Origin of the sequence: Flavilitoribacter nigricans DSM 23189 = NBRC 102662, from assembly GCF_002646595.1 — a bacterium.
Classification (GTDB): Bacteria; Bacteroidota; Bacteroidia; order Chitinophagales; family Saprospiraceae; genus Flavilitoribacter; species Flavilitoribacter nigricans.
The window spans coordinates 483,136-509,773 of sequence record NZ_PDUD01000001.1 but is presented as its reverse complement, the minus strand read 5'-3'; the positions used below and the strand labels follow the sequence as shown (position 1 = coordinate 509,773).

The following is a 26,638-nucleotide window of genomic DNA, read 5'->3' as shown; positions in this document are numbered from 1 at the left end:
CTTGCACTTACGCTGAAAACTACCAGCCATTAATTTGCCTGGCGGCTGGGTTTTTATCGATCTCATCCTGTGGGATGGGTAATACGTACAGTTTGGTCGGAAACTTGCGCTCCTCAAATTCTATCTTAGAGTAGGTATAACCGCCCAGGCCGTTCGGGGTGATCTTCATCCCCAGCAACGGGCCGTTCAGCAGGTCTTCGGCGATACCCCATCGGCGGATATCGAAATAGCGGTGTTCTTCGAAAGCGAGTTCAACCCGGCGTTCATTTCTGATGCGTTCCCGCATGTCGTCCTGGGAAAGACCGGCCGGGAGGTTGGGCATTCCGGCGCGTTGCCGAATGCGATTGATCGCTTCGTAGACCGAACCGTCGGGGCCGGAAGTTTCGTTTTTAGCTTCGGCGTAATTTAATAATACCTCCGCGAGGCGAATGAAGATCCAGTCCTGATCGCTGGATTGCGAATAGATGACCAGGTCCTCGTTGTGGAATTTGCGCAGGAAATAGCCGGTATGGATGAAAGGAATATCGGTACCTCCTTCAAACAGCTCCACTTCACGACCCCGGAAGTTAGCTCCGTTGTGGACTACCGTAGCTTCAAAGCGGGGATCGAGATTTTCGAAAGGCTGGACGGGATCGAATAGGGATGATTCCGACTGTGCCTGTCCATCGACCATTTCGTAGGAGTCTACAAAGTTCTGGGTTGGCAGGTTGCCGCCCCAACCGGCATCACTGGGGCCTTTGTAAGAAGATGGAGTATTGTACACGTCCCATCCGGCGCCCTGGGTTCCACCGGCATTGGACTGGTGGTGTTTATCCGGGTATTGAAACTTTTTGGCGAAAATGACCTCCTCGTTATTTTTGGTCAGGAATATGGTTCGGTAATCCGGGAACAGGGAATACGCTCCCCGGCTGATCACTTCATTGGCGGCACTGGCGGCTTCGTCCCATCTTTCCGCGTACAGCAGCACCCGGCTTTTCAGCGCTTTGGCGGCTCCCGACGTAGCCCGGCCTTCGGCAATATCTCCTTTAGCCGGTAGTAAGCCGGCGGCCATATCCAGATCGCTGATGATGAAATCAACTACCTCCGAATAAGTGGCGCGTGGGATCTGGAGATCATCCTCTATACTCAGACTTTTATCGATCAGGGGAACGCCGGTGGCTTCTCCGCCGCCGTTCTTCAGACCGAAAAGGCGCAGCAGGTCGTGGTAGATGTATCCCCGAAGGTAGTACACCTCACCCTTCAGTCGATTTCTCAATTCCTCGTCCTCGAGGCGGTCCAGATTTTCCAGCGCTACATTCGTTTTACGGACCAGTCCGTAATAAATGGGCCACTGGTTGCCCCAGGGTACGTAGGTGGGCAGAAAATCGCCCGTTTGCAGCAGGGAGGAGTGTGTCCATCCCATAGAGACATCGCCATCGTCACTGGCACCGTCGAGCAGGTAGAGCCCTTTGGCCCACCAATCGTAGTTTCGGTCAAAACCGGAAGGCATATCGCCGTAGATGAGGTTGACAAACTGGATCGCTCCCTGGGGATCCGTCCAGACCAGTTCCTCCGTCAGCGAATCCTTGGGGACCTGATCCAGAATATCTTTCTCGCAACTGAATAACACCAGAGCCAATAGCAGCAGGCCGGTGTATCGCAGTGTCAAATTATTTATTTTTTTCATTGGAATATCTTTTTAGCAAAAGCTTGAGTTCAACGTTTTGGCTGAATAAATGACAGTAGAGCTTTAACCCGCAAAGACTAGGCTCCACTGCACTTCCAGTTCTTAAAAATTAAAGTTTACTCCGGCATTCCAGACCCGCAATTGAGGGTAGCCCCAACCGCGGCCACCGCCGTCCTCCGGATCGAAATTGGGGATTTTACTCCAGGTGTAGACGTTATTGGCATTTACATAAATGCGGATCCCCTGAATGAAATTCCCGGGCAGATTCTCTGCATTCAGATTATAGGCCAGTTCCACATTTTTGAGGCGGAGATAAGAACCGTCTCTCAGCCAAAAGGAAGATCCGGCATGGTTGTTACCGGCGGCATTGATCAGTACGCGGGGCTCGCTGGCGTCGGTATTGGTCGGCGTCCAGCGATCCAGGTTTTGCCGGTAGATACCACTGGTACCCAGGAAGAAAGGCCAGGCAGCTTCCCCGCCGTAACCCTGGTAAACATTGGTAGCACCCTGAAACAGGAAGGATAATTCGAGGCCTTTAAAGTTCAGGTTGCCGTTGAAACCGAAAATGATCTCCGGCGTGTTGGAACTGCCGATGTAAACCCGGTCCAGATCATCGATCTGTCCGTCTCCGTTCACATCTTCGTAGCGGACATCACCGGGGGCAATGTCACCGATCTGAGTCGGGGCGGCATCGATCTCTTCCTGCGACTGAAAGAGCCCTAATGCCCGGTAACCAAACTGTGCTCCGAGCGGACGTCCGGTCCTGCGAATGTTTGGGTTCTCGGATTCCGGTTCATCGATGAAGACAATTTCGTTCCGGGCATAGGTTAAGTTACCACCGAGCGAATAGCCGAAGCCACTACGGAAAGAATTGGTGTGGCCCAGGTTGAGTTCAATTCCCTCGTTATCCACCTTGGATAGGTTCTCTACCGGCAGACCGACACCCAGCAGGCTCGGTACGGATAGGTTGCGGGAGCCCAGAATATCGCTCCGTTTGTCTTTGAAATAATCCACCGTAAGGGACAGCTTGTAATCCAGGAAATTGGCATCGAATCCGATATTGAATTTCTTGACGGTTTCCCAGGTTACAAAAGGACTGGCGAGGTTGCCTTCCACGATCCCCGGTTGGACATCTCCGTCGCCGAAAACCGCCGCACCGCCGATCTGATTGTAGGATTGCAAATATAGGAACCTCGCACCGCCCAGGCGATCGTTACCCAGAATACCGTAGGAGCCTCTGATCTTGAAAAAATCCACAAAAGACAGATCGTCCATGAAGGATTCGCGGGAGATCACGTAACCCAGCGAGCCGGAAGGGAAGAATCCCCAGCGATTTCCGTCGGCAAATTGCTCCGAACCGTCGGCCCGGAAACTTCCCTCCACAATGATCTTATCGTCAAAGGTCCAGTTCAGGCGACCAACGATTCCCTGACGGCCGCTGGATCCGGCGTAACCGCGGTTGGTCCGGTTGGCGGCACCGCCAAAATCGAGTTCGTCGATGGACAGGGTATAGCCATCCCGGAAGCCGCTGATGAAATTCCATCTTTCCTTGGTCTGGGTATACAGCAACAAGGCGGAAACATCACTTTTACCGAAAGAGGTCTTGTAATTGAGGTGGGTCTCCAGGGTGATTCCCTGAAAATCATTATGGTCCTGGTACAATGAAGTACTACCCCTGGGTTGCTCCACGAATGTACCATCCGACAAACGACTGTAGAAAGGCGTCTGGGCGTAGGTATAGTTCTTCTGATCGGCAAACCACTTATTGTAGGAAGCGATCCCCTTGATGGACAGCCCCGTGACCGGCAACTGCTGTTCCAACTGGATGCGCCCGTTAAAGGTCTGGATCCGGCGGTTGCGGTAGCCGTTTTCCGGCAGCGCCAGATAGGCCGGACCGGCGGAATACCCTCCGTTTGACCATTGAATGGGGGCGAGGTTGGGACGTGCCGAAACCAGCCAACGGAAAAGCTCGGGAGCCGCCACGTTGTTGGTATTCTCATCCCGGCCGGCAATATCGAAAGATAAGCGGGTTGTTTCGGTTACCTTGGCATCGATATTAGACCGGTAATTGTATCTTTTGTGGGTATTGGAAGGGACAATACCGTCCTGTTCCAGGTAACCCAGGGAAGCGGCGTACTGGACGCGCTCCGATCCGCCGTTGGCGGTAATACCGTAGCGACTCAGCATCGCGGTATTTTTCAGTACGGACAACCAGTCGGTATTCGGATGCGTATCCGGACTGCTGCCGTCCCGGTATTTATCGAGATCTTCCTGCGTGTATTGCGGAGCCTTGCCTTCGTTGATCAGGGCTTCATTGTACAACTGCGCCCACTCGTAGGAACCCAGAAATTCGGGATCTCTGGTTCTTTCCTGCACCCCGACACTGGTGGTCAGGCTGATCTGCATTTTTCCCTGTGATCCCCGTTTGGTAGTCACGAGCACCACTCCGTTACCCCCTCGAACTCCAAATACGGCCGCACTGGCGGCATCTTTCAGGATGGAAACCGATTCGATCTCATTGGAATTCAACTGGGAAAAATCCCGGGCTGACCGTACGATACCGTCAATCACATAGATCGGTGAGGCATCACCGGTGGTACCGATACCGCGAATGAAGATAGCCGATCCGTCTTCTCCCGGTTCACCCGAACGCTGCACCGCAATAATACCCGCCGTGCGTCCTACTAACGTATTACTTAAGTTAGGAGCCGGGTTTTTGGAGAGTTCTTTTTCCGAGACCTGGGATACAGCGCCGGAAATATCGCTCCGTTTCTGACTACCGTAACCGATGACCACCACTTCGTCCAGGGCTGCGGCCGAGGATTGCAAAGAGAAGTCGATCTGGGTCCGGCCGTTTACCGCAACCTCCATTGTTTCAAAACCGATAAAGGATACCAACAGGGTGGCGTTTTCATCTACTTCGATCCGGTAACTGCCGTCCACATCCGTGATCGTACCGTTCTGGGTACCTTTTTCAACAACTGTAGCACCGGGTAAAGGCTCACCGTTCTCATCGGTGATCGTCCCGGTAATCACAACTGCGTATTCGCGCTCCAGCGCCATTTCGAGCCGGGAATGGTTCGTGCTATGAGCAGTCAGGTTCAGGGTCGCCAGCAGCATGGCCAGCAGTATGACCCCGCCCGATAGACTGGTCTTGCTTTGTAATCTTACTTTCATATTACATCTACTTTAAAGGTTGACATTTCATTTGTTGAAGATCAAAACGATACTGCAAGTAAGGATTAAAGCCGTCCAGGCGTGGGCAATCATCAACCAGATAAGGGGGGGTGATCGGTCTGATGCTGTTTTTTGTCCTTATTTAAAACTTTATTCTGCCCTAGTGGTAAATGTGATATTAACTTTGGATATCTACGATACGGGCAGGAGGAGGTGCGGTCGGTCCAAAGAGGAGACTGAACGGTCATTTTCGTCGCCCCGCTGCAGATGTGGGTGATTTTTTTCTTTGGATAGCCCCGATCATAAGCAGTGGAACCGAGCAGTCTGATAGTAGAAAAATGAATAGATCGGGAAGAAGGGAAAGACCGGTCCGGTAGAGTAGGGGCGCTGACAATCGGCGGATAAACGACAAAGCAGGTCGCCAGGAGCACAAAAGTGCCCCCGGTGATCCTGAATTTTGTTTATAGTTGGTTAGTTTTTGATGATCCGCTGCGTGTCGATAATGCCCGTTTCGTCTTCTATGCGCAGTAGATAGACACCGGCCTGCAGCGTTTTTAGGTTGAGTTGGTTTTGTCCGTTAGTAAGTCGGACTTTTAGAATCGTTTTGCCCAGCAGGTCGGCAACACTAACCCGCAGCGGCAGGTCATTTTCCTGGATATGGATATTCAGTATATCCCGGGTAGGAATGGGAAAGATGGCTAACCCTTCCGTTCCGATACCACCGATACCGTTCGTTAATCGGGCCGAGCCATTGGTACAGGAAATTTGGTTTTGCAGCGGATCGTAGGGCAAAGTAGCGTGGGTAACGTCATCGACACAAAAATCAACCGTAACATTGCCTTTGGCCGTTCCGCTGGTCTGGAACGATACGATCCCGTTGGCTGCGGTCACCCCATTCACCGTTTCCGAAAAGCTGCCGCTGAAAGTACCGGTCACCGTTGCACCGGCTACCGGATTATTCAGGTGGTCCTGTATGAGTACCTGGGCCGTGCCGCGCTTTTTGCCCTGTCCGGCATTGGCCGTCCCGGTAGTGATCGATTCCACAGCCATGAATGTGCCGCCAGTCAATCCCGCCAGATCGGCTACTTCCCCGGCGGAAAGCGCGTAGTTGTAGATCCGGAAATCTTCGATCGTGCCGTCAAACAGCGGATCCGGATACTGGCTGCGGCCAATGTAGTTCAATACGGGTTTGAAATCCAGCGGGCTGACAACGGCCGTTGCCTGCTGGGCGACCTCCTGACCGTCAACGTACATCCGCACCCCCGAGGCACCCAGGGTAACCGCTACGTGTACCCACTGTCCGGTCGGTAATCCGGTGGAATATAGATTTTGCTGCGTACCTCCGTTGATCAGGCCAAATTGAAGTTCTCCGTTCCAGGTACTCGGCGTCAGGAAAAGATTCTGATCGGTGCCGTTCCCGAAATCGAAGATCCGTTGCCAGGCACCGCCGCCATCCCAGTAGACCCAGGTAGCTACGGAGATCTCCTGATGATTGGCAATATCGGGTGGCAACTGTAAAAAGGCATCGGAGCCATTCAGCGCAATGGCATCGGTGCCGGCCTGACTGGCTACAAAAGAAGTACCTCCGTAGACCGCAGCGTGGTTGAAATTGACACTGTTATCCCGGGTATCCTGCTCAAATTCAAAATGGGTGACCAGCGCATCGTTCCCGCTGGCGGTAGCCGATACCTGATTGGAGTATCCCGAACGGTTCAGGGAGTTATCCACCGCTTTTAAGGCATAGTAGTAGGTTGTCCCGCTTTGGGTCGTATTATCCACGAAGGAATTGGCCGTTATTCCACGGGCGATCGTGTTGTAAGGACCGCCCGGAGCGGTAGCCCGGAAAATGCTGTATCCGGCCAGATCGCTTTCGGAATTGGCGGACCAGTCCAGTTGAATCGAAACCGCATGGGCGGTAGCGGACAAATTGAGCGGTGCGGCGGGCGCCGTGAACTCCAGCGGTGCACCCACGGGGAGAAACCGCCACTGCTGCCCGGTATTGCCCGTTTTTTCCCACTGTTCGATATTGGTTCCTCCCGATTCCGCACTTACACAATAGGAGCTTTCCCGGCTGCGGATGTAGAACCAGCCGTCTTCTGCGTAATCCAGGTACCACTGCTGGTTGCCCTGGTTACCGTTAGTCCACAGATTGAGATTGGCGCCGTTGTCCAGAGAAAAATTATAGAGGTCCAGGGATTTATCACTGTTGGAAGCCGGTTGGATACGCCAGTAGCTGAAGTCACCGCCGATCCGGGAGTCCACCGGCGTCACATTCCACTGTTGGCTACTCGCACCGGCAAAGGCGTTTAGTTCGACATTGGCTCCATCCTGGGCGATATTGCCGTTTACATCCATAACCTGCCCCGTAGCGCGGTTGACCAGGTAATAACTCCCGTCGATTACCGGCTGTATATCATCTCCCCAGGTAATGTTGACCACTCTTTCGGCATTGGTCTGGCCGGTCCAGTAACCCGTGCCGCCGGGCATCTCCAGTACGAATTCGCGTTGCGGCCCGTAGCCATCGTAATACACCAGGCGATCTTTGGAAATGTAGTTGTAGGTTGTCGTCACGGCCTGCCGTTCCGAGGTGCCACCAAAGGCCTGCACCTTGCCTTCGGGAGTACGGTAGACTGCCGCGGCCGTCCAGTTGGGGCGGTGTTCGGCGTAACCGATCCGTTCCCCGTCAAAGGCTTTGACCATTTCGCCCCGGGCGTATTCCGCGGCGGCCCACCAGATACCGGTTTGCATACCGTATTCATAGCCCACCAGGCCTTCCACTACATTGTGTAACTCATCACCGCTAGCGTGGTGCCCATTGGCGCGAACGTTTTGGAAAAAGCTGGCGAAGCTGTCAAAACTACCGGCCAGTTGGTGGGTATTACCTTCGTTGACGCCGGCCGGTACCAGAAAGTCGTACCAGCCCTGCGCTTCATCGCAATTTAAGGTGTTGCCGCCCGAAAGCCGAATGTTACTGAACAGCGGATTGCTGTTCAATAATGCGGTAATATCGTACATATCCTGGGCGGAGCCCTGGCCCCAGCCGTAGTCAGGTTCGTTGAACGCCCCCACCGTGACTACATTGTGTCCGGCGTTCAGATAACGCTGGGTAGAGACCTCGATGAGTTGTTCCCAACGGTCGGGGAAACCCAGATACCAGTCATCCACGAAAGGGTGATCACAGTTCAGGGCCAGATCGGTATTCGGCCCCACGTAGGTGTTGATCAGGGAAAGCCGGTAATCGAGATCGTCGATCTGGGCCTGGGTTAACTGGCCGTTTACCAGCGCGTAAGTAGGCTGGAAGGAGGCTCGGACAATATCCACCTGATCGAGACCCATGAAGCGGATAACTCTCCTGAAATTCTGTTCGTTGGCCCAGGCCAGGTCGGGCCCGAATTCGACCGTTTTACTCACGCCGGGGTCCGTCAGGTCGAAAGGTACGATCCGGTCCGGTATGGGCTGGGCCACCAGATTATCGCTGCTACTGGCGGACTGGGCGTGGAGTTGGATCGTAAAAATTGCAAATAAGAATAAGGCAAGGGTTGAGGTAATGATTTTTTCCATAATTTTTTTTGGTTAACGATGAAGTATCCATCCCTGCACCGTAGTCGATACGGTGAGGTTTGCTGAATAATGGTTCAGTCGGAAAAGCGGACCGACCGGGCCGAAAGACGAATTACCGGAATGGTCTTTGGCGTTATTGCCGGGTTGTTACGATTGGTTAGAAACGAAGCGAAGAATTAACACAAATGAACTGAAAATACTGGATTCGGCAGGGGAACGGTTGGTCAATTAGCGGGGGCTGATCGGTATTTTATATTTTGCAAATGACATTATTTGCCATCAATAATATCTTCTATAAGATTTTTTTCAGTAAAATTGATGGGTTTGTAGGTAGTGTTGGTTCACCGTTGGCAAGGCATTCCAACTGCCGTTAGGTGTAGGTCAAGCCAGAAAAACAAGCGTACAGTCCACGAAGAGAATAATAGCGATGAGGTGTAGGACTATTGCAGATCGAAATGACTGGAAAAGGGGAGGGGGCGCAAGATCACTTGTCCCCAATTGATTACGCCCCGATTTGAGGGCAGCTTTTACTTTCTGATGATCGCCTTACCGAAAATAGGAGATATCATCTATCGGGGCGGTCTATGCTATGGGGAGAAGTTAGCGGATCAGCAACCTATTAGCCCAAAAAAGAAGACCAGCTCCTGTTCTACTTTTTCTCCTCTGGCATTGATGGCCGGTTCCCAGCTTCCGGGCATGTCCCGGATGAGTTGCAGCATTTTTTCGTCGATGGCGTTATAGCCGGAAGGGTAGTTTAGGCGGACCTGGCCAATTTTTCCATCTTTCGTTACAGTGAAGCCGATCTTTCCCGGTTGCAGGCGATCCCTGCGGGCTATGGCAACGGTGGCGGTGCTGTTCTCTTTGAGGTACTTCAGCAGGGCCGGTTTGCCCGCGCTGTAGACGGCAGCCTGCTGGGGTACGACGCTCATATACTGGATCAGGGTATCCTTAACGAGCTCTTTCCGGAATTTATCTTTTCGAAGGGTATGCCCCGAAATGTAAAAGCTGCTGCCGTAATCCAGGGAGCGCAACAACTGGATCTGATCAACATTAAGATGATCATCCGTTCCTCTGGCCCGGATCTGTTTTTGGTAAAGCCCGCCGAAGGTAGAGACCGCAATATTATGATAGGATTCTACAATAGGCTGCTGCCGGGGAAGCTCCTGAAAAGTGCTGAATACGATCTTACTGGCGCCGGAATTCCGGTGATTCGGCGAAAGGATATCAATGATAGAGCGGGCGTTTTCGAGTTCTTCTTTCGTGATGGTCGCCTGGAAGCGATTGTCAACTTCGTAGAGAAAATCCACATCAGTCGGGGACGTCGGTAAAAGCATTTCCGAAAGGGGGAGCACCGGACCCGGGACGGTAGCCGAATGCTTCCGGTTGATAAAACTAAAAGCCGTCAGTCCGATGAAGCAGAACAGGGTGCCGACAATTACCATACGTTTTTTCATGACTTGCAGTATTTTCTCCAAATCTAAAACTATTCTCCCCTTAGTACCGCCGGGCAATTGTAAATAATTGTAAAGGCAAACTAAAAATATGGATCAGGGAAGCCGAAGTAGCCGAAAATACTTTTTTGCGAGAGGACCCTTGGCTGGACGAGGATCGGACTACGCTAATAAGCGCGATGGCCGGCCCGTTTGTTGCAGATACAAAATTTCGGGATGAAGGAATCGAGTTTCTGGCAATTAGCCCGTTCATTTAATAGAATCCAGCTCGATCTTGACATCCCCCGAGCGCGAACAATGGTTGGCCTTATACTCGGACGGGGTCATCTTGAATTGCTCTTTGAAGCATTTCCGAAAATATTTCAGATCGGAAAAATTTAGGGAGAAGGCAATTTCCGAAACGGCCATATCTTCGGAAAGCAATAACTGAGCGGCCCGTTTTATCCGGATCTTTTTGATGAAGATCTGAATGGACAGCCCGGTCAGCGATTTCACCTTTCGGTATAGTGCACTCTGACTCATGCCCAGTTCCTTACACAACATGGGAATGTCGAATTCCGCCTGTTCCAGCATGCGCAGGATAACGGCCTCGGTCTGGAGGACAAATTCCACTTCCCGGGGATTCTGGTCACTTTCCGGATCGACCAATTCGTTGGTTTCGTAGTGGAGTTCCAGCATTTCGCGGCTTTTCAGCAGGTTATTTACCCGGGCGATCAGCAGATCGGAAGCGAAAGGTTTGGTAATGTAATCATCGACGCCAACCGCGTAGCTGCTGATCTTATCTTTTTTGTTGTCCTTGGCGGTCAGCATGATCACCGGAATGTGACTGGTGGACATGGTCCCTTTAATTTTTCGGCAAAACTCCTGACCGTCCATACCCGGCATCATCATGTCGGAAATGATCAGGTCCGGTGTACTGTTTACGGCCAGTTCGTAGGCATCATCGCCGTTATCGGCAATGAGGATTTTAAACTCTTTTTCAAAAAGCGTTCTGATATAGGCCGTAATATCCTTGTTATCATCGACCAGCAAAAGCATTTTTTCGTTGTCATTCGGCGCTACATTGGTTTCGTCCAAACCGCCGAATTCACTGGTGAGGATAAGTTCCTTCTCATCCGCGTAGATATACCGCACGTACTCCTTATCCCCAAATTTCGCCCTGTCTTTGGGTATCCTGACCAACACGCGGGTTCCTTTCCCTTCCCGGCTTTGCAGATCAATGGTGCCGAGATGGAGCTCTACAATACTCTTACAAAGGGTTAAACCGATGCCCGTGCCTCCGGCGCTATAGGAATTACTGGCCTGAAAAAATGGCGTGAAGATGTTGGTCAGTTCATCCTTTCTTATACCGAGCCCTTCGTCCTTTACTTCAATGACGAGATCATCTCCTTCTTCGTAAACGCCAAAGTTTACGGATCTGCCTTTAGGGGTGAATTTAAAAGCGTTGGACAAGAGATTGTTGATCACGATCTGGATCTTTTCCAGGTCCACCCAGGCTTCCAGTTCGCTTACACAGTAAAACCCGAACCGGATCTCCTTTTCTTTGGCCAGATAACCAAAACTCTCCGCTTCTTCCTGGGCGAGTATTTTCAGATCGTGCTTACCGACGTTCAGAACCGATTTACTAAGTTCGATCTTTCTGAATTCCAGCATTCTGCGGATGAATTTCAGAATAATGCCCGTATTCTTCCTGATCAATCGAAGGTATTGCTGCTGCTGTTTGTCCGCAACGGTCCTTAGCAAATCGTTCACCGGCCCCTGAATGAGGGTCAGCGGCGTCTTTAGTTCGTGGGAGAAATTGGTGTAAAACCGCAATTTCTCCTGCATGATCAGTTGTTCTTTTTCCCGCAGCTCCTGCTCAAACTGAAGTTTCTGCTTTAATGCTATTCTACTGTTACTGAATTTATTCCACTTCCAGATCAGGAAGGCGATGATCAGCGTGTAAATTATATAGGCCTGCCACGTCTTCCAGATTGGCGGATTTATGATAATTGCGAGCGACGCTTCGGAATCATCCTGCGAGTTTTTTACGCGAAATAGATACTGACCGGGAGGAACGTTACGGTAACTGGCCAGATTCGATTCGGCACCGTACTGCCATTGCTGCTCGTAATCTTCCAGCATGTAAACAAAGTCTTTCTTGCTGTGCATGCTGAAACCCGGGAGTGCGTACTGGATGGAAAAAATATTATCGGAATAATCGAGCTGGATCTCCTTGGTCAGGAATATACTTTGATCCTGCGGGAAAATATTGGAATTCTCCGGAGTAACCACCTTATCGAACACCTTCAACTGATTGAGGATGATCCTGGTCTTCTTGGTTTCCGTTCTCAGTTCATCCGGGTAGAATAAATTAAGGCCGTGGATACCTCCATTGGCCATATACCCGCCCCTACGGGAGTAAAAGATCGAACCATTATTAAAATGCCCGATCTGAAAACCATCTTCCGCACCAAATTCTCTCAGTTCATTTTTTTTGCGGTCGAACAGGACGATCCCCGTATTGGTGTTGATCCATAGATTCTGATCCCCATCCATCTGAACGCCGGACAGCAGGCGGTCCAGCAGATCGTCAAGTACGGGCATTTCGATAAACTGTTCCGTCGGTACATCAAATACCACCAGGCCATTGTGGCGGGTACCCACCCAGAACCGGCCCGAATCATTGTGTATATCGTAGACTACATCTTTGGCGTGGATGGGATCCTCACTCCAGGCGGAATGGATGACCCTCTTTTGCAGCACATTGTATTTCTGTAAACCGTCGCCAAAAGTACCCAGCCAGAGCACGCCTTGCTCTACCGATGCAATGGATCTTATGTCCGAAGGGGAAACGCCTTGCTCCAGCCGGATCATCTGAGTGTCGGGATCGTAGGAATAAAGCCCTCCGCGATTGGTGCCGATGTAAATGCTGCCGTCTTTATCTTCGTAAAAACAACGGATATCATTGACGAGTAATTCCGAATTGGGAGTGTCCTTGGTAAACTGGATCAGTTGTCCGTCCGCCGGATCGTATAAATAGATGCCGTGGGCGTAGGTACCGATCCAGACCCTTTGCTGCGAATCCTCCAGCACGGAAAGCACCGCTTTGTTCTCCAGTTCACGGATCGCATTGTTCTGAATTTTCCCGGTACGGGGATCCAGCAAACTGATACCTTTTCCATCGGTTCCTACCCATATTCTTCCGTCGTGCGCCTCGTAGATCCCCCATACATTCTGGTAATTCAGGGAATATTCCGAGTCGCTGGCCTGTTTGGTGATCATACGAACGATCTCCCCCTCGGGATTAAAAATATTGACTCCACCGTTGTGGGTGCCCAGCCAGAAGTATCCGTTTTTTTGCTGGTAGATCTTACTGATCGTCCGGTGGGAAATGCTGTATTCATCGAAACCCGGAGAAAAGTGATTGATCAGTTCGTATTCGCCGCCGGCTCCTTTCGACAGCATAAACATGCCGTTTTGGCGGGATCCCAGCCAGAGATTTTGTTTGTCATCGAGGTAAATGGTCAGGTAATCATCGTCGGGCAGTAGGTCCGCCAGCGTCCGTTCAATCCGTTTTGAGGAATTGTGATCCAGGTGCAGGGCGTAAACACTGGATTCCGTACCCAGCCAAACGGTATTTTGGTCCTCCACCAGGAGGTCAAAGGAATTTACATAGGGCTTGCCGACGATCTCCTGGGCACTGAAATAGGTAATAGACTGATCGCGGAGGTTATAGCAGAAAACCCCTCGTCCGGCAGCTACCGCCCAAAGGTGATCCCCTCCCAAAACCATTTCCGTAATGCTGGATTCTCCAAAGTCTATACCGGAGCGTTCATCGTACAGGTCAAGGTAATAAACACTGTCATTTAAGACTTTTACGATGCCGTTATTACCGTGCTTCCCAAAATACAGTACCCCATCGGCATCGATCGCCATCGAGCTTACCCGGCCTTTTAGCTGATCGGGTAAATACCGGCGGATGACGTCTGTTTCATAGCTGTATCTGCCGACACCGTCGTCCGTCATCAGCCAGAGATTATTGGATTCGTCCAGATAAAGTCGTTCTATAAAATTATTGTGGAGCTGATCGGGATTGCTTTTGTTTTTAATGAATTTTTGAAACTCAAATCCCTGGTAGCGAAACAGGCCTTCATTGGTAGCTACCCACACCTGCCCCAGGGTGTCCTGGATGATGTCATTGACGACATTATTGATCAATCCCTGTTCTTCGTTCAGCCGGTGAAATTTATGCTGGGTAAACAGGGAACTCTGGGAGAAACTGCTAACACAAAATACCATGAAACCCAATAGGATCAGCCCCCGGCACGCATAAGAAACGCCTTCCCAATCCGGTAGAAATAAGAGCCGGCTATGGTGCAGAGGGAATTCAGACTGCTCCCGGTTTTCCGGGATGGAACGCTTCACAACTAGTCTGCCCGCGTTTAATATGCTGATCATGTTGGTTTTATTTAAGCGCATGTCTAAAAGATACACATTTTTTGAAGGTAAATTTTGGTCCTCGCCTTCGGATACCCGATCAGTTTCTTAGGGCATATCTAATCGCGAGTTGCCGAGTTGACCGAAAGACCAACCCGCAACCCGCAATTCGCAATAAATTGGTTGCCAGGCCTTCATTCGCATATCGATCAATGCCTGACAGGATATGAATAGGTTGCAATAAAAGGATTTATGCAGGCTGAAGTGGGGAATGATTGACCATTGATGGGGGGTAGATCAGTCTATGGGTATTTTTTGTCCTAAAATCGATATTGGGGGAATAAATACCGGGCATGATCCGGTTTTTTACCAAACATAAATGTACCCATGCAATGGTACATAGCCTTTTTTATTCATCAGAGGTACCGGTGGCGCTTACTCAACTACCCCCGCTTCGCCCGAGCGTCGGGGATCCGCGCCGGCCCGGACGACACCCCGGTCGATCATCACCGCAGCTCCGTATCCCATGCGGAGTTCTCCGGGAGCAGAGATGAGTTGTAGTTCGTGGCCGAGTTGTTGTATTTCTTTTAAGACAGCCGGAGCAAAGCCCTGTTCCATTTGGACGACAATCTCCTTTACTTTCTGCCGGTCCTGGTTATCCCGTTGCACCCCCACCAGAAAGCGGGGCAATTCCAGGGCCGCCTGGGGGCCCAGTCCCTGGTCGATTATGCCGCTACACATCTGGTAGACGGCGGAACTGATCCAGGCGTTGCCGGCCGCGCCCAGGGCGGCAAGCGGTTGTTGTTGTCCTTCAGTGGCTTTAAAGATCATCGTCGGACTAATGCTGGTGACGTTGCGGGCAAAAGGGATCCGGGCATTGTAGCGTTTGGGATTGGAGTTGTAGGAACGCAGCTTGTCGTTGTAAATAAAGCCCAGTCCCGGGGTAACATAAAAATTGCCGCCCCAGGTACCCAGGGTCTGGGTCACCGAAACCATATTGCCCGCCGCATCGGCCACCGCGAAAGCGGTCGTTCCCGTAGACGACCGGGCTTCGAGTATACCTTCTGCTCCCCAACTGATGGCCACGCGGGTATCGAGGCAGTTACTGTCGGCCGGCATCACACTTTGTTCGGCATTGAAACAGGATTGCCAGCGTTCACCGGCGAAAGTTTTATCGGTAAAAGGATCCAGATCCACCGGCCACAGACCGGGGTCGGCAATGCGGCCGCTGGTGGACGGGCTCAGTTTCCAGGCTTCGATCATGGCGTGTAGCGTGGCCGCGTCTTCGGTGTAGGGCTTTGCGGCTGGATAGCCTTCCAGGAGGTTCAGCTTGGCGGTGAGTAGGGCCCCACCCGACACCGGAGGCGGTCCCGAGTAGATGGTGTGCCCGCGGTACTGGGTCCGGACGGGTGTTCGTTCCACGGCGTAGTAGCGGGCGAGATCTTCGGTGCTCATGACGTTGCCTCCGGACCGGAGATCTTCGACCATCCGCTGGGCGACCGGGCCCTGATAAAAGCCGTCCCGCCCGCGTCGGGCGATCTGGGCCAGCGTCCAGGCGAGATCCGGGTTGCGCAGGGTGTCGCCCGCCGTCAGGGGTTTTCCCTCGGGATAAAACAGACTTTGACAGCGATCGCAGGTAGCGTAAGCTTCTTTTTCTACTTCCAGAGTAGAGGCAAAACCTTCGCTTACGGGAAAGCCATCCCGGGCGAGTTCAATTGCCGGTTGTACCAGATCGGCCCAGCTGAGTTTTTTACTGCCGTATTTTTGCCAGGCCAGTTCCATGCCGGCCACCGTGCCGGGTACATTGACCAGCATCGGTCCGCTTCCCGGTAAATTTTGCAGTTGGCCATTGGTGAGAGATCCCGCTTCGGGAACTCTGGTCAGGAATTCTATGCAGGTGGGGGACTCCATATCTTTTAGATAGATCAACATTTCTCCGTAGCCTCCCAGGCCGCTGGCGTCCGGTTCCACTACGCCCAGGGCGAAGGAAATGGCAATTGCTGCATCCACTACATTCCCGCCTTGTTCGAGGATGCGCAGTCCGGCCGCCGTGGCCAGCGGGTGTGCGCTGGAAATGCCCGCTTTTCCCCGTTTTTCTTCCCGCAGAGGCGGGCGCTGTCGCAGCAGTTGGTAAACCAGTTGATCCACCGCTTCGGTGGAGTCGGCTTTTTTTACGGCTTCCCGGCTGCGTTGCACGTTGGTGTTCCAGGCGGCATGGTCCGCGAGTTGGTACTTTTGGTTCAGATAATTTACGGTGCGATCAAAATAATCCAGATACTGACGTGCGGAATTCAGTTCCATCGCTGCGTAGGTATACTGTTGGCCCCGGTCCGGAGGAATGGGAGCGGGGAGGAAGGCCACCTTCAGGTCCTGACCGTAGGGATCCTGGTCGGGCCGCACACCGGCCGGCTGTGGGTCACCGTTATAAGCGGGAGGATTTCGCGGCGTCTCTACCAGGATCAGGTGCGATCCGTCGGAAGACCAAACCGCCAGTGACCGACTGGTGCTGATCAGGTTGGTGTACGATCCCTGTAGATCCGTCGTCCAGACTCCGGTTGGCTGCGTGCGGGTGGAAAAGCTTAATTGTTGCCCGTCCGGCGACCACTGCGGAGACAGGATCATCTTTCCGTCCAGGATCGTTCGTCGCTTCTTTTTATCGGCAATATCCATATGCACCAAACTGGGTTTCCCTTTTCTTTCACTGATGTAGACCAACAGGTTCCCATCCGCATGAATAGCCGGAGAATGATCGGGACCTAAAATACTCGTCAACTGCGTTGGTTTCCCTTCCGGGTTTTTGACCCAGATATCCGCATTGGCACCGAGCCCTCTAACCCAACAGATCGTCCCGTCTCCAGCTACACTGGGCTGGATATCCGCACCGGGCGATTCGATGACCACTTCGGGGTTTCCGGGTTTTCCGCTGGGTGGAACCGCGATTTTCCAGAGGTCGAATTTTCCCGCCCGGTCGGAGGCGAACAAAAGGGTCCGTCCGTCGGGAAGCCATACCGGGTCCCGCTCCTCCGCAATCCCGCTGGTCAGTTGCCGCCAGCTGCCACTGATGACCGTCTCTTTTTCGGGTGCTGTTTCCACCAGCCAGAGGTCGCCCCGCCAGGCTACAACCAGGCGTCCTTCGGCACTGAAGGCCACGGAACTGGGTTGAAGTATTGGTGGGAACGCAGCGGGTCTATCTGCTTTCAGGAGGCAGCAGATGGGAAGGAGCCAAAGGAATAGCCGTCGACTACTAAAGGGAATTAAAACGGATGCTTTTACAGTGCCGAGTTTAAACCGAGCGGACGTTTTCCGATCAGCAGCGAAGGGACGCGGAAGCGAATTCATAAGTAGATGCATTTAGTCCGGGAAGGTAGAAATTTTCATCCGCTTTGAAACCGGGCTCACTTCATTTTTTAAATGCTGTAAATAGCGCGGGTAAGCTGGTTCGTGCTTTAACCGGAGGCCATAAGATCAAAGGCCGTACAGTTCTACTGCTTTCGTTTTACCCCGCAGGACCACTTCCCCCAGGGGCTTCGGAACCAACTGAGCTGTGGGCAACAGTTTTAGGATTTCTCCGGAAAGGAGCAGCGTCTCACCGTATTCGTTACACAGGCTCTGGATGCGGGCGGTGGTATTGAGCACATCTCCGGAATAGGCGATATCTCGCTTGATCACACCGATCTCGCCCACAATGGCCGTACCGACGTGCAGGCCGGCTTTAAATTGGGGGATCGCGCCGAAATCCTCCCGGTAACGTGCCGCTTTATCCGCCAGGATCTTCCGGATCTGCTCAAAACAGCGGATGCAATTGAGCTTTTTAACGCCCTGTTTGACGGTCCAGGTGATCACGATCTCATCGCCTACATACTGGTAGATCTCGCCCTGCGTAGCCAGCAGGGCCGGCGTCACATCCCGGAAAACCCTTTTGATAAAGTTGAAATATTTTTGTTCTCCGAGTTTTTCCGCGATGGTGGTCGATCCTTTCAGGTCCAGGAACATGAAGATCCTTTGCTCACTCCTGGGATGGAAATACCGGCCCAGTAAAAAGTTTTTCAGCACGCCGGGACCGTATTTATCATTGACCAGCAGGGCGATCAGCGTGGCGATGAGTACCAGTAACCAAAAGGGGAACATCCGCACAAATTCGTAGCTGAAAAAGTAGTCCCGCAAGCCCTGTACGTAAGCTGCAAAAAAGGAACCGCTGCCGTCCCAGATGGACCGAACGACAAAGTAATTCTGGAGGGCGGTCATGATGAAGAACAGGGAAGAATAAACGGCGACACCGTAGAGGATACCGAGGGAATAGGAGCGATCCCGGATCCAGTGCTGCAGGAAAAAAACGATCACGAGTCCGGCTATAAAACCGTTCAGAACGAAGGCCAGGGTATTGATCAAAAAATAGGTCATTACACTATCAGCATTGCTCCAGCGGTACGAATAACCGTATTCTTTCAGTACGGCCAGTTCGTAGAGTAACTGCAGCACGGAAACCAGTGTCCAGCCCAGGCAGATCCAGAGCACCGTCCGGAATTTTCGGTTAAAGGATTTGGAGGATTTCATGGCGAATTAATTAATCTAAGTTGCATCGCAACTTAGGGAGAGGGTATAAAGTAGAGGGTAGAAGGTTTACCTATCGTCAAAATGGAGCAAAATCGCTCATTTTAACGATTGCAGTCTCTCTACGCTTTACCATTTACTCTCTACAATCCAAGTATCGAAACTGGAATGAATTATAGCTGAAGTTAGTGCTTTTGTGAAAAAGGCCTACTGAGGATTGTCATTCACGAAGCACAATTACCGATGGTCTTAAAGCTTATCGCTACCTTTACCCAACAACCAGCACGGATCTGTACAATGAAAACCATATTTACCGGCCTGATCATCGCCAGCGTACTGCTTTCCTGCCAGCAACGGGAGCAAAAGATCATTCATCTCTGGCTGGTGGGAGATTCTACCATGAAAGACTACTCCCAGAGTGAGCGTTATGCGACGAAGGATTATCCAATGACCGGCTGGGGCCAGGTATTTCCCCGATGGCTCACCCCGGATAGCCTGGCCCTGCTGGATCAAATGATCCCCGCCGACAGTGTGACCGTCCGGAATGTAGCCCGCGGGGGGCGCAGCAGCCGTACCTTCTTTTCCGAAGGGCTCTGGCGGCAGGTTCGCGATTCCCTGCAGCCGGGAGATGTGGTGATGATCCAGTTCGGACACAACGATAACGATACGCGCAAGCTCGAACGCTTTGTGAATGTGGAAGGGTACAAGGAATATTTGTGGCTCTTCGTGCTGCAAACCCGCCAGGCGGGTGCACAGCCCATCCTGGTTACGCCGGTGAACCACAATAATCCCGATTCTACCGGCAGGTTCAGCCCATCATTACCCACTTTTGTCGAGGCGGTTTTCGAAGTAGCGGAGCGGATGGACGTACCGGTAGTAGATCTGAATAAGCGTTCGGTGGAGTTGTTCAATTCCCTGGATGATCCCGAGTATGTTGCCTCCTCCGTATTTATGAATCTCCCGCCCGGGAAATACCCCGGCTGGCCGGAAGGTAAAAAGGATAACACCCACTTTCAGACGGCCGGTGCCGAAATGATCGCCGCCCTGGTCTTTAGCGAATTGAAACGATTGAACGCAGAGCGATCAAAGATGGAGCAAAAACGAAATTAAAATGCTGTGGGTGCATGGGAAAAACCGATAAAGAATTATCTAAAACAATATGAATAATCTGATTACCGGCCTGGTGGTTGCACTTCTGGCGATCATTTTTGCATTGAAGGCCCAGCGCGATGTGCCCACTATCTTCATGGTAGGCGATTCTACCGTGATGGACTACGAGAATTATTACGAGAATTACCAGGAAAAGGCCTTTCCGCTTACCGGTTGGGGCCAATCTTTTAAAGCCTATATGAATAAAGACAGCCTGGCTTTACTCACCGGTCTGTTGCACGGAGATACGGCCGTGCTGGAAAACCGCGCAATCGGCGGGCGCAGCACCCGCTCCTTTTTTCAGGAAGGGCGCTGGCGGCGGATCTACGATGAACTGCAGGCCGGAGATATCGTACTGATCCAGATGGGCCACAATGATGCCACGCCGGCGGAGATCCGGCCCCACCGGGCGGTGACTCCGACGGCCTATCAGGAATTCCTGCGCCTGTACGTAAGCCAAACGAGAGAGCAGGGGGCCACGCCGATCCTCATCACACCGGTAAACCAGAATGAATGGGAGGATGGAGAGATCCAAAATTCGCACGGGGCGTATTATCGGGCTATGGTAGCGCTCGGTCAGGAAATGGATTGTACAGTGATCGATCTGACCGTGGCCTCTATGCAGAAGTTTCAGGAATCCGGCCCGGATTACGTCAGTACTCATTACTTCATGAACCTTCCGGCCGGTAAATATTCATCCAATCCGGATGGTCTCAAGGACAATACCCATCTGCAAACGGAAGGAGGGCAGGTGGTCGCCCAACTGGTGTTTGATGCCCTCAAGGGGATTGCCGCAAATGTCACTAAATGAGCGGCGCCAAACTGCTCCAGTTACTTAGAGAAGTAAAGCTGCGATTGCCAAGGCCAGGAACAAAATGGTGATAAAAATCTCCACTGACACCAGGGCACAGACTTGTTTAATAGTAATATTATTTATAAATTACGTCGCAATACCACTATGTCCTCTCCTCGAAATTGCTGACCAACACTTAGTTTGACTTTCAACCACATTCAATAGATCTCATTTTAGCAGTTGTGTGCAATGCACCCGGTAAGGGTTATGTTGCAAATACAACTCAGATAATGGATGACCTTCCTCTGAGTTTGTCCTCAGGCAGTCAGCTAACTGCTTTACTTTGACTAACACTAACATCAGGTACAACTAGACAGTGATGCAAAACCGCATACCGGCCAATTTGCTTTGGCGGGTAAATGGATTGCGTAATGCTGATTCCATCTAAAGTGATTTGCGCTTTATTTGGCTGGATTCCTATAGGCGGCAGTTATGGATTCAACCGATCCCGTTCCCCCAGGACGGACGGTTATCAATACATTTCAATCAAATTTTTTAACCAAGCATTTAAAGCCTCAATTATGAAAAAGCTTTCTTTATTGGCACTAAGTCTATTTCTGGTCGTTGGAACGATGTCTGCACAAAACCCACATATCAACAAAAAGGACCAGGCGGGTGTTGTGGCTGACTGGAGTACGGAGATCGTTTGTTTTTCCGGTGTGGTAGCCGGCAACGGTAACGCTTCCTCCGTAACCGCATATCTGGAAGTAGCTGTAGACGCTGAAACTTTGTGTTACAACCCGGCAGGTGGTGCTAAAGATGATGTAGGAGTACCTGGCCATCAGTCCTTTACGGTGAAAGGTGAAGCACAAACTTTCGATTGCAAAAATGGTAAAGCGAATCTGCAAAACGTGTGTGCGGCCCTTAACATTGAAGTATCCTGTCCGAATTGGAAGTGGACGGGAGTAGTTGAAGACGTTCACATCCTCAGTGTTTCGCTGATCATTAACGGCAAAACGCTGGACGTAACCAATTTCTACCACTAAAACTTTCGGATCGCCCGGGCGGATGAGCTGTTTCGGCCCGTCCGCTCTGGTCCCTCGCAGTTTATTTGTTCATTTATAATGACGTAAAATTGGTTTTGGAAATCCAAAACCAATTCGCGTCATGCATAATTCAGGCAATTATCCTCCGCCTGAGCGGTCTTTTGGGGATCAATGTTCCTATATAGACTATTATCAATATGTGTTGTAACAACATTTACACGAGGTGTTTCGGGCCGGCCCTGCTCTTTGGCAGGGTCGGTCTGATCGTCTCATTTCCATGGAGTGGCCTCCTGGCGTCGGCTTATTGCCGAGCGTAGACCGGCTGCTTCATTTCCTTCCTTTCGTTACTCAGAATGCTAAACCGGACCGGATCCGATAATAATTCGGTTACCGGCACCGGCCTACCATCCAGGATTACCTGTTTATTCATGAAGCGGATACCGTGGCTGTAATCCACGTACCAGTCGATATGACCGCTGTAGACGGGTTGAATTGGCTGTCCGTTCATTTGATGCCAGCCGTAGATCACGACCCGGTCGGTACGATCCGCGATCCGTTCGGAAAGAATGACATCCTTTTTGATGCCCGCGATCAGTTGTCCGTCGATCCCTCCGGCCGCGGCCTTCTGGTTTTCAATCTGGGCGTTGTGCACTACAAATTTTTCCACGGTTTCATTGGCATTGCCAATCGGTTTATAAAAGAACGGTTCGAGGCGTATTTCGGCCTCGCTGTAAATATGATCGCTGAGCTGAGCCGTGATCAGGGACGCCCCGAAAAGATCGGCCAGGCGCTGGGCGGTATGCGGATTCATGGGGATCCGGCAGTAATCTTCAGCACTGCCCACGGCCAGATAATCGGGCAGCACCTCGTACTCCAGTTGGTGAATTACACCGTTCGTATCGGGGAATTCGGCCCGCAAGCGGATGGGATGGCGGAGAAAATCCGGCAGGTTTCCTGCGGCCAGGGCCTGATAGATCGCTTCTTCTCGCTCTGCCAGAGGCAGGGGGGCTATCCGGGCCATAAAAGTGGAACCGGTTTCGGCATCAGCGGCACGTTAGGGAATGGAAAAGGGAGGTATAGACTTTTCGATCGGTTGGGGGGAGGGCGCGGGTTGAGAGCGGCCATCCCGTAATGATTTATGTGCCATTGGCTGCGCACAACCGAATGCAAGTGCGATCAGGAGATAGAAGACCTTATTATTCATTCGCAAAATGAGCATTAATAGATCCGTGAAAATAGCAATAAAGCAGCTTTTACGCCGGAATTCAACATAGCTACAGTGATCCACAACATGAGTGTAAGCTCCCGTCCTGGTCGGATATGCACCTTTGGACCAACCAAAAAAAATGTAGATCATGACCCAATTGAAAATGAATTTCCAAGCGATAAACTGTGTAACTCGTTCGATCCTTATAACGCTGGTCGGTACCTTACTGAGTATAACGCTAACGGCCCAGAGCCCTTCCGGATTACGGGCATCGGTAGCGGCATCGATCGGATACGCTCCCGCAGTGACCCAGGGAAATGATGGAAATTTCGGCATGGTGATCGGTGTTCACGGAGAACTGGAATACGGGGTGGTTATCGGTCGCTTACAGTACACCCGGCCACTACTGGGCACCTTTCAGGAAGACAGCAACCTGAACGGCGGAGAAAGTTTCCACGGTTCGCTGGGCTACCGGCTGGACCTGAGCGGGCCGCTTTCCGTGGGTTTTTTAGCGAGTGGCGGTGCAACGATCATCCGTTACCATAACGGTATTAACGGTAGCATTGGCGATACTTTTACGAATGTAAGCCCCCAGGTAGGGGTAATTGTGGCACCGAACTACCAGCTATCGGATCATTTTTCCATTCAGGGCGGCCTGCGGTATTATAAAGGATTTCCGGCCGGCGACCGGGGGCAGGCTATTGATCTGGCCGACATTTCCGTCGCGCTCCGGTTTACCTTGTAGCGGGATCATCGGGGTGGAGGAAGGCGAGCTGGGTTATTTACTCCGGTAGAGATAAGGTGCCTTGTTTTTCGCCCCTGTGAATTTTATTTTACATCTGACAGATCGGTGTACTCCACGGCTGACCCGCTACGCCCGGGGCAGGGTGAAAGTTTTACCAAAATAATTCGTAAAATCTGGTCGACAGCAGCTTTCAAGCGGGAAATAGAGTGAAAAATCCGTTTTGGCAGTATGATCGCAACACTTCACTCATGTAGAACGACCATTCGCTAAAGAGGGGATGGAAAAGTGGTGTTAAGGCAGCAATTTTGGGGTACAATAAACCTCTAAAACTCAACCCAAGCCACTGATCATGAGAACTTATATTGGTGTATTTGCCATTTGGATTACGTTTTTTTTATCCCTGATTTCTATTCCGGTATCGGCCGCGTCGACCTCTTTACCGCCCCAAACGGAACTCTGGTACGTTACGCTGGAAATGGACATCCAGACCCTGCTGGATCAACGCAAGACGAATACCTACGTTCCCGCCCAGTTCTCTTTTAAGGACCCGGACGGTCAACTGGTAACCTGGGACATTAAAGTGAGGGCCAGAGGACGCTACCGCCGGATGCGGTGCGAATTCCCCCCGCTCAAACTGAAGTTCCCGAAGCAGGAGATGAAAGCAGCCGGTTTTGGCCGGCACAATGATGTAAAACTGGTCACCCACTGCGAAGACAATAAGGAGGCCCGGGAAAATCTGTTTCGCGAATACCTGACCTACCAGTTGTACGCCCGCCTGACCAATGTGTCGCTGCGCACCCAGATGATCCGGATCACCTACCGCGATTCGGCAACCGGCGAGGAGATGGTCACCTACGGTATGTTTATCGAGGATACCGATGCCCTGGCGGAACGCCTGGAGGCAAAAGATTGTGAGAACTGCTACGGGGTGGAACACGATGATTTCGATGCCTCGAATATGCGGATCCACGACCTGTTCCAGTATATGATCGGTAATACCGACTGGTCCCGGGAAAAATACCACAACATGAAGATCTTCAGTCCGGTAAAAGCAGACGGCAGAAAATTGATGGCGCCTTACGACTTTGATTTTTCGGGACTGGTCAATGCGGCCTACGCAAAACCGAACGTTGATCTGAACCAAACCGCAATCCGGGATCGAATCTACATCGGTGGCAGATGGACGGAAACCGAATGGACCGCCTGTCTGCAATTGTTCCGGGATAAGCGGGAAGAACTGATCGACACCGTTGATGCATTCAAACTGATTGGCGGGCGGGCCAGAAGAGATATCCGGGAGTTCCTGACCGAGTTTTACGAAGAACTGGAAACCGGTACCTTACTGCCCAAATTATTACCGGAAAATTAATAAGGCCCCAGCACTGCTGCCGGATATCGTTGCAGCAGTGCTGGGGTTCAATGCTAAGTACTAAGTTCGACCAGAGCCTGTACCACTTTATCCACGTCCTCCAGCGTACAGTAGATGTGGGGACAGAGGCGAACGCCTCCCGTTGGAGCCGCCGCGATACCATACTGCTCGTAAAGTTGCGAAAAGAGTTCGCGCGAGTCCTGTCCCGGCAAACTGATGATCGTCACGCCACCACTTAATTCCGGGGCCAATGGTGTGACGAATTCCGTCTGCGGCAGTTTTTCCCGTAGTTGGCCTTTTAGATAAGTATTCAGTTCCCGCACCCTCTTTTCAATATTCGCCTTGCCGATGGTCTGATGAAAGGAAAGTATATCCGCAATAGCGGGAGTGGAGGGCGTATTGCGCTGACCGAGTACACAAACTTTTTCATCCAGAGTCTGATGATCTTCCGACCAGCCCGCAGCAATGATATTGGGCCATATCTGATCCATCCGCTCTTCGCGGACGTAAAGGACACCGTTCTCCATCGGTCCCATCAGCCATTTGTGGGTGCTGCCGGTATAAAAATCGCATCCCATATCCTGCAGGTCCAGGTCGATGAAGCCGAATGATTGCGCTCCATCCACCAGACTCATAATATTGCGTTCCCGGGCCAGTTGACAGATGGCTTTCGCCGGCAGGGCCAGCCCACTGACATTGGAAATATGGGAAAAGGCGATCAGACGTGTTTGCGGACCGATCGCAGCGGCAATGGTATTGAGTAATTCCTCCGGATTAGCGGGGTCTGCCGGCAGTTTAAAGATCTTGACCCGAAAGCCGTAGCGTCGGGCCCGTTGCTGCCAGGCAATATGATTGGTGGGATGATTCTGCTCCCAGATGAGGACCTCGTCCCGGGATTGAAAATCCAGTCCATTCACTACAATGTTATTACTCTCGCTGGTGTTGCGGGTGATCCCGATCGTTTTTAACGGCACGTTGAGATAGCCGGCCAGTTGCTCCATCGCTTCGGTACGTCCCACCCCTAATTTAGCCCTGCTTTGGAAAGACACGTCCCCTGCGAGGTCTCTGGCCAAAGCGGCAACCCGCTCGTTGACAAAATGCGGACTCGGACAGAGATTGGCCGCGTTGACCATAATGCGACCCTCCGGGATCACGAACTGCTTTTTTACCATTTCCCAGTAAGCTTCGTCCGGAGATGAAATCGGACTGAGCAATAGCTCCGAATTAGGAATAGGAGCATCCGGCACCCGGGCCAGTAGGGGAGTGGCCACGCTGGCGGTCAGGCCGGCACCGATCTTTTTTAGGAAATTTCGACGCTGCTTATTCGAATCTTTGAAGGCGGAATGGCGCTGCATTAGTTCAAATTTTTAAGCGGTCTCCTACCTTCCGATTGGAACGGCCTGCCGGTCATTTACCGGAGCACATTTCTTTATTAAGCAAAATACGGAAGTTGGATAAAGGCTTAGGGTTAGCAATGAGTTGGGTGTTTTCTAAAGGCACTTTT

The 26,638-nt window shown here is 51.7% G+C and carries 14 protein-coding genes; 5 read left to right on the top strand and 9 right to left on the bottom strand.

Annotation, left to right across the window (positions count from 1 at the left end):
• Nucleotides 1-19: 19 nt before the first annotated feature.
• The 7 genes from CRP01_RS01805 to CRP01_RS01775 form a co-directional block, all read right to left on the bottom strand.
• On the bottom strand, nt 20-1,666 hold the full coding sequence (locus CRP01_RS01805) for a RagB/SusD family nutrient uptake outer membrane protein (RefSeq protein ID WP_099148262.1): 1,647 nt from the start codon (nt 1,664-1,666) through the stop codon (nt 20-22).
• A gap of 102 nt (nt 1,667-1,768) precedes the next feature.
• Nucleotides 1,769-4,843 carry a SusC/RagA family TonB-linked outer membrane protein gene (locus tag CRP01_RS01800; protein ID WP_099148261.1) on the bottom strand — a complete coding sequence of 1,025 codons (3,075 nt, stop codon included), beginning with the start codon at nt 4,841-4,843 and terminating at the stop codon, nt 1,769-1,771.
• A gap of 471 nt (nt 4,844-5,314) precedes the next feature.
• A complete protein-coding gene (locus CRP01_RS01795) occupies nt 5,315-8,404 on the bottom strand; it encodes a LamG-like jellyroll fold domain-containing protein (RefSeq protein ID WP_099148260.1) in 3,090 nt (1,029 codons plus the stop codon).
• 608 nt (nt 8,405-9,012) lie between these two features.
• Nucleotides 9,013-9,858 (bottom strand): energy transducer TonB, encoded by an 846-nt coding sequence (locus tag CRP01_RS01790; RefSeq protein WP_099148259.1) that lies wholly within the window; start codon nt 9,856-9,858, stop codon nt 9,013-9,015.
• A gap of 246 nt (nt 9,859-10,104) precedes the next feature.
• The gene (locus CRP01_RS01785) at nt 10,105-14,295 is read right to left on the bottom strand and encodes a hybrid sensor histidine kinase/response regulator transcription factor (RefSeq protein ID WP_170110177.1); all 4,191 of its coding nucleotides are present in this window, start codon (nt 14,293-14,295) and stop codon (nt 10,105-10,107) included.
• Between the two features lie 414 nt (nt 14,296-14,709).
• Nucleotides 14,710-17,424 carry a gamma-glutamyltransferase gene (locus tag CRP01_RS01780; RefSeq protein WP_170110176.1) on the bottom strand — a complete coding sequence of 905 codons (2,715 nt, stop codon included), beginning with the start codon at nt 17,422-17,424 and terminating at the stop codon, nt 14,710-14,712.
• Nucleotides 17,425-17,739: 315 nt separating this feature from the next.
• Nucleotides 17,740-18,828 (bottom strand): adenylate/guanylate cyclase domain-containing protein, encoded by a 1,089-nt coding sequence (locus tag CRP01_RS01775; protein ID WP_099148256.1) that lies wholly within the window; start codon nt 18,826-18,828, stop codon nt 17,740-17,742.
• Nucleotides 18,829-19,122: 294 nt separating this feature from the next.
• Between CRP01_RS01775 and CRP01_RS01770 the strand changes: the two genes are divergently transcribed.
• From CRP01_RS01770 to CRP01_RS01760, 3 genes are all read left to right on the top strand, one after another.
• Complete coding sequence (locus tag CRP01_RS01770; RefSeq protein ID WP_099148255.1) at nt 19,123-19,935, top strand: rhamnogalacturonan acetylesterase; 813 nt, start codon at nt 19,123-19,125, stop codon at nt 19,933-19,935.
• A 49-nt stretch (nt 19,936-19,984) separates the two neighbouring features.
• A complete protein-coding gene (locus CRP01_RS01765; RefSeq protein WP_099148254.1) occupies nt 19,985-20,785 on the top strand; it encodes a rhamnogalacturonan acetylesterase in 801 nt (266 codons plus the stop codon).
• A gap of 563 nt (nt 20,786-21,348) precedes the next feature.
• A complete protein-coding gene (locus CRP01_RS01760; protein WP_099148253.1) occupies nt 21,349-21,813 on the top strand; it encodes a hypothetical protein in 465 nt (154 codons plus the stop codon).
• Between the two features lie 301 nt (nt 21,814-22,114).
• On the opposite strand, the gene CRP01_RS01755 is transcribed toward CRP01_RS01760, so the two are convergent.
• Entirely contained in the window at nt 22,115-22,834 is a 720-nt protein-coding gene (locus tag CRP01_RS01755) for a hypothetical protein (RefSeq protein ID WP_099148252.1), read from the bottom strand.
• A gap of 334 nt (nt 22,835-23,168) precedes the next feature.
• Here CRP01_RS01755 and CRP01_RS01745 point away from each other — a divergent pair, with 334 nt between their 5' ends.
• Both CRP01_RS01745 and CRP01_RS01740 read left to right on the top strand, forming a co-directional pair.
• Nucleotides 23,169-23,765, top strand: a complete 597-nt coding sequence (locus tag CRP01_RS01745; RefSeq protein ID WP_143473228.1) for an outer membrane beta-barrel protein — start codon at nt 23,169-23,171, stop codon at nt 23,763-23,765.
• 349 nt (nt 23,766-24,114) lie between these two features.
• Nucleotides 24,115-25,134: a hypothetical protein gene (locus CRP01_RS01740; RefSeq protein ID WP_099148249.1), complete on the top strand. Its 1,020-nt coding sequence runs from the start codon at nt 24,115-24,117 to the stop codon at nt 25,132-25,134.
• Nucleotides 25,135-25,187: 53 nt separating this feature from the next.
• Here the strand turns inward: CRP01_RS01740 and CRP01_RS01735 are convergent, their stop codons facing one another.
• Nucleotides 25,188-26,489: an aminotransferase class V-fold PLP-dependent enzyme gene (locus tag CRP01_RS01735; protein ID WP_099148248.1), complete on the bottom strand. Its 1,302-nt coding sequence runs from the start codon at nt 26,487-26,489 to the stop codon at nt 25,188-25,190.
• Between the last annotated feature and the right edge of the window lie 149 nt (nt 26,490-26,638).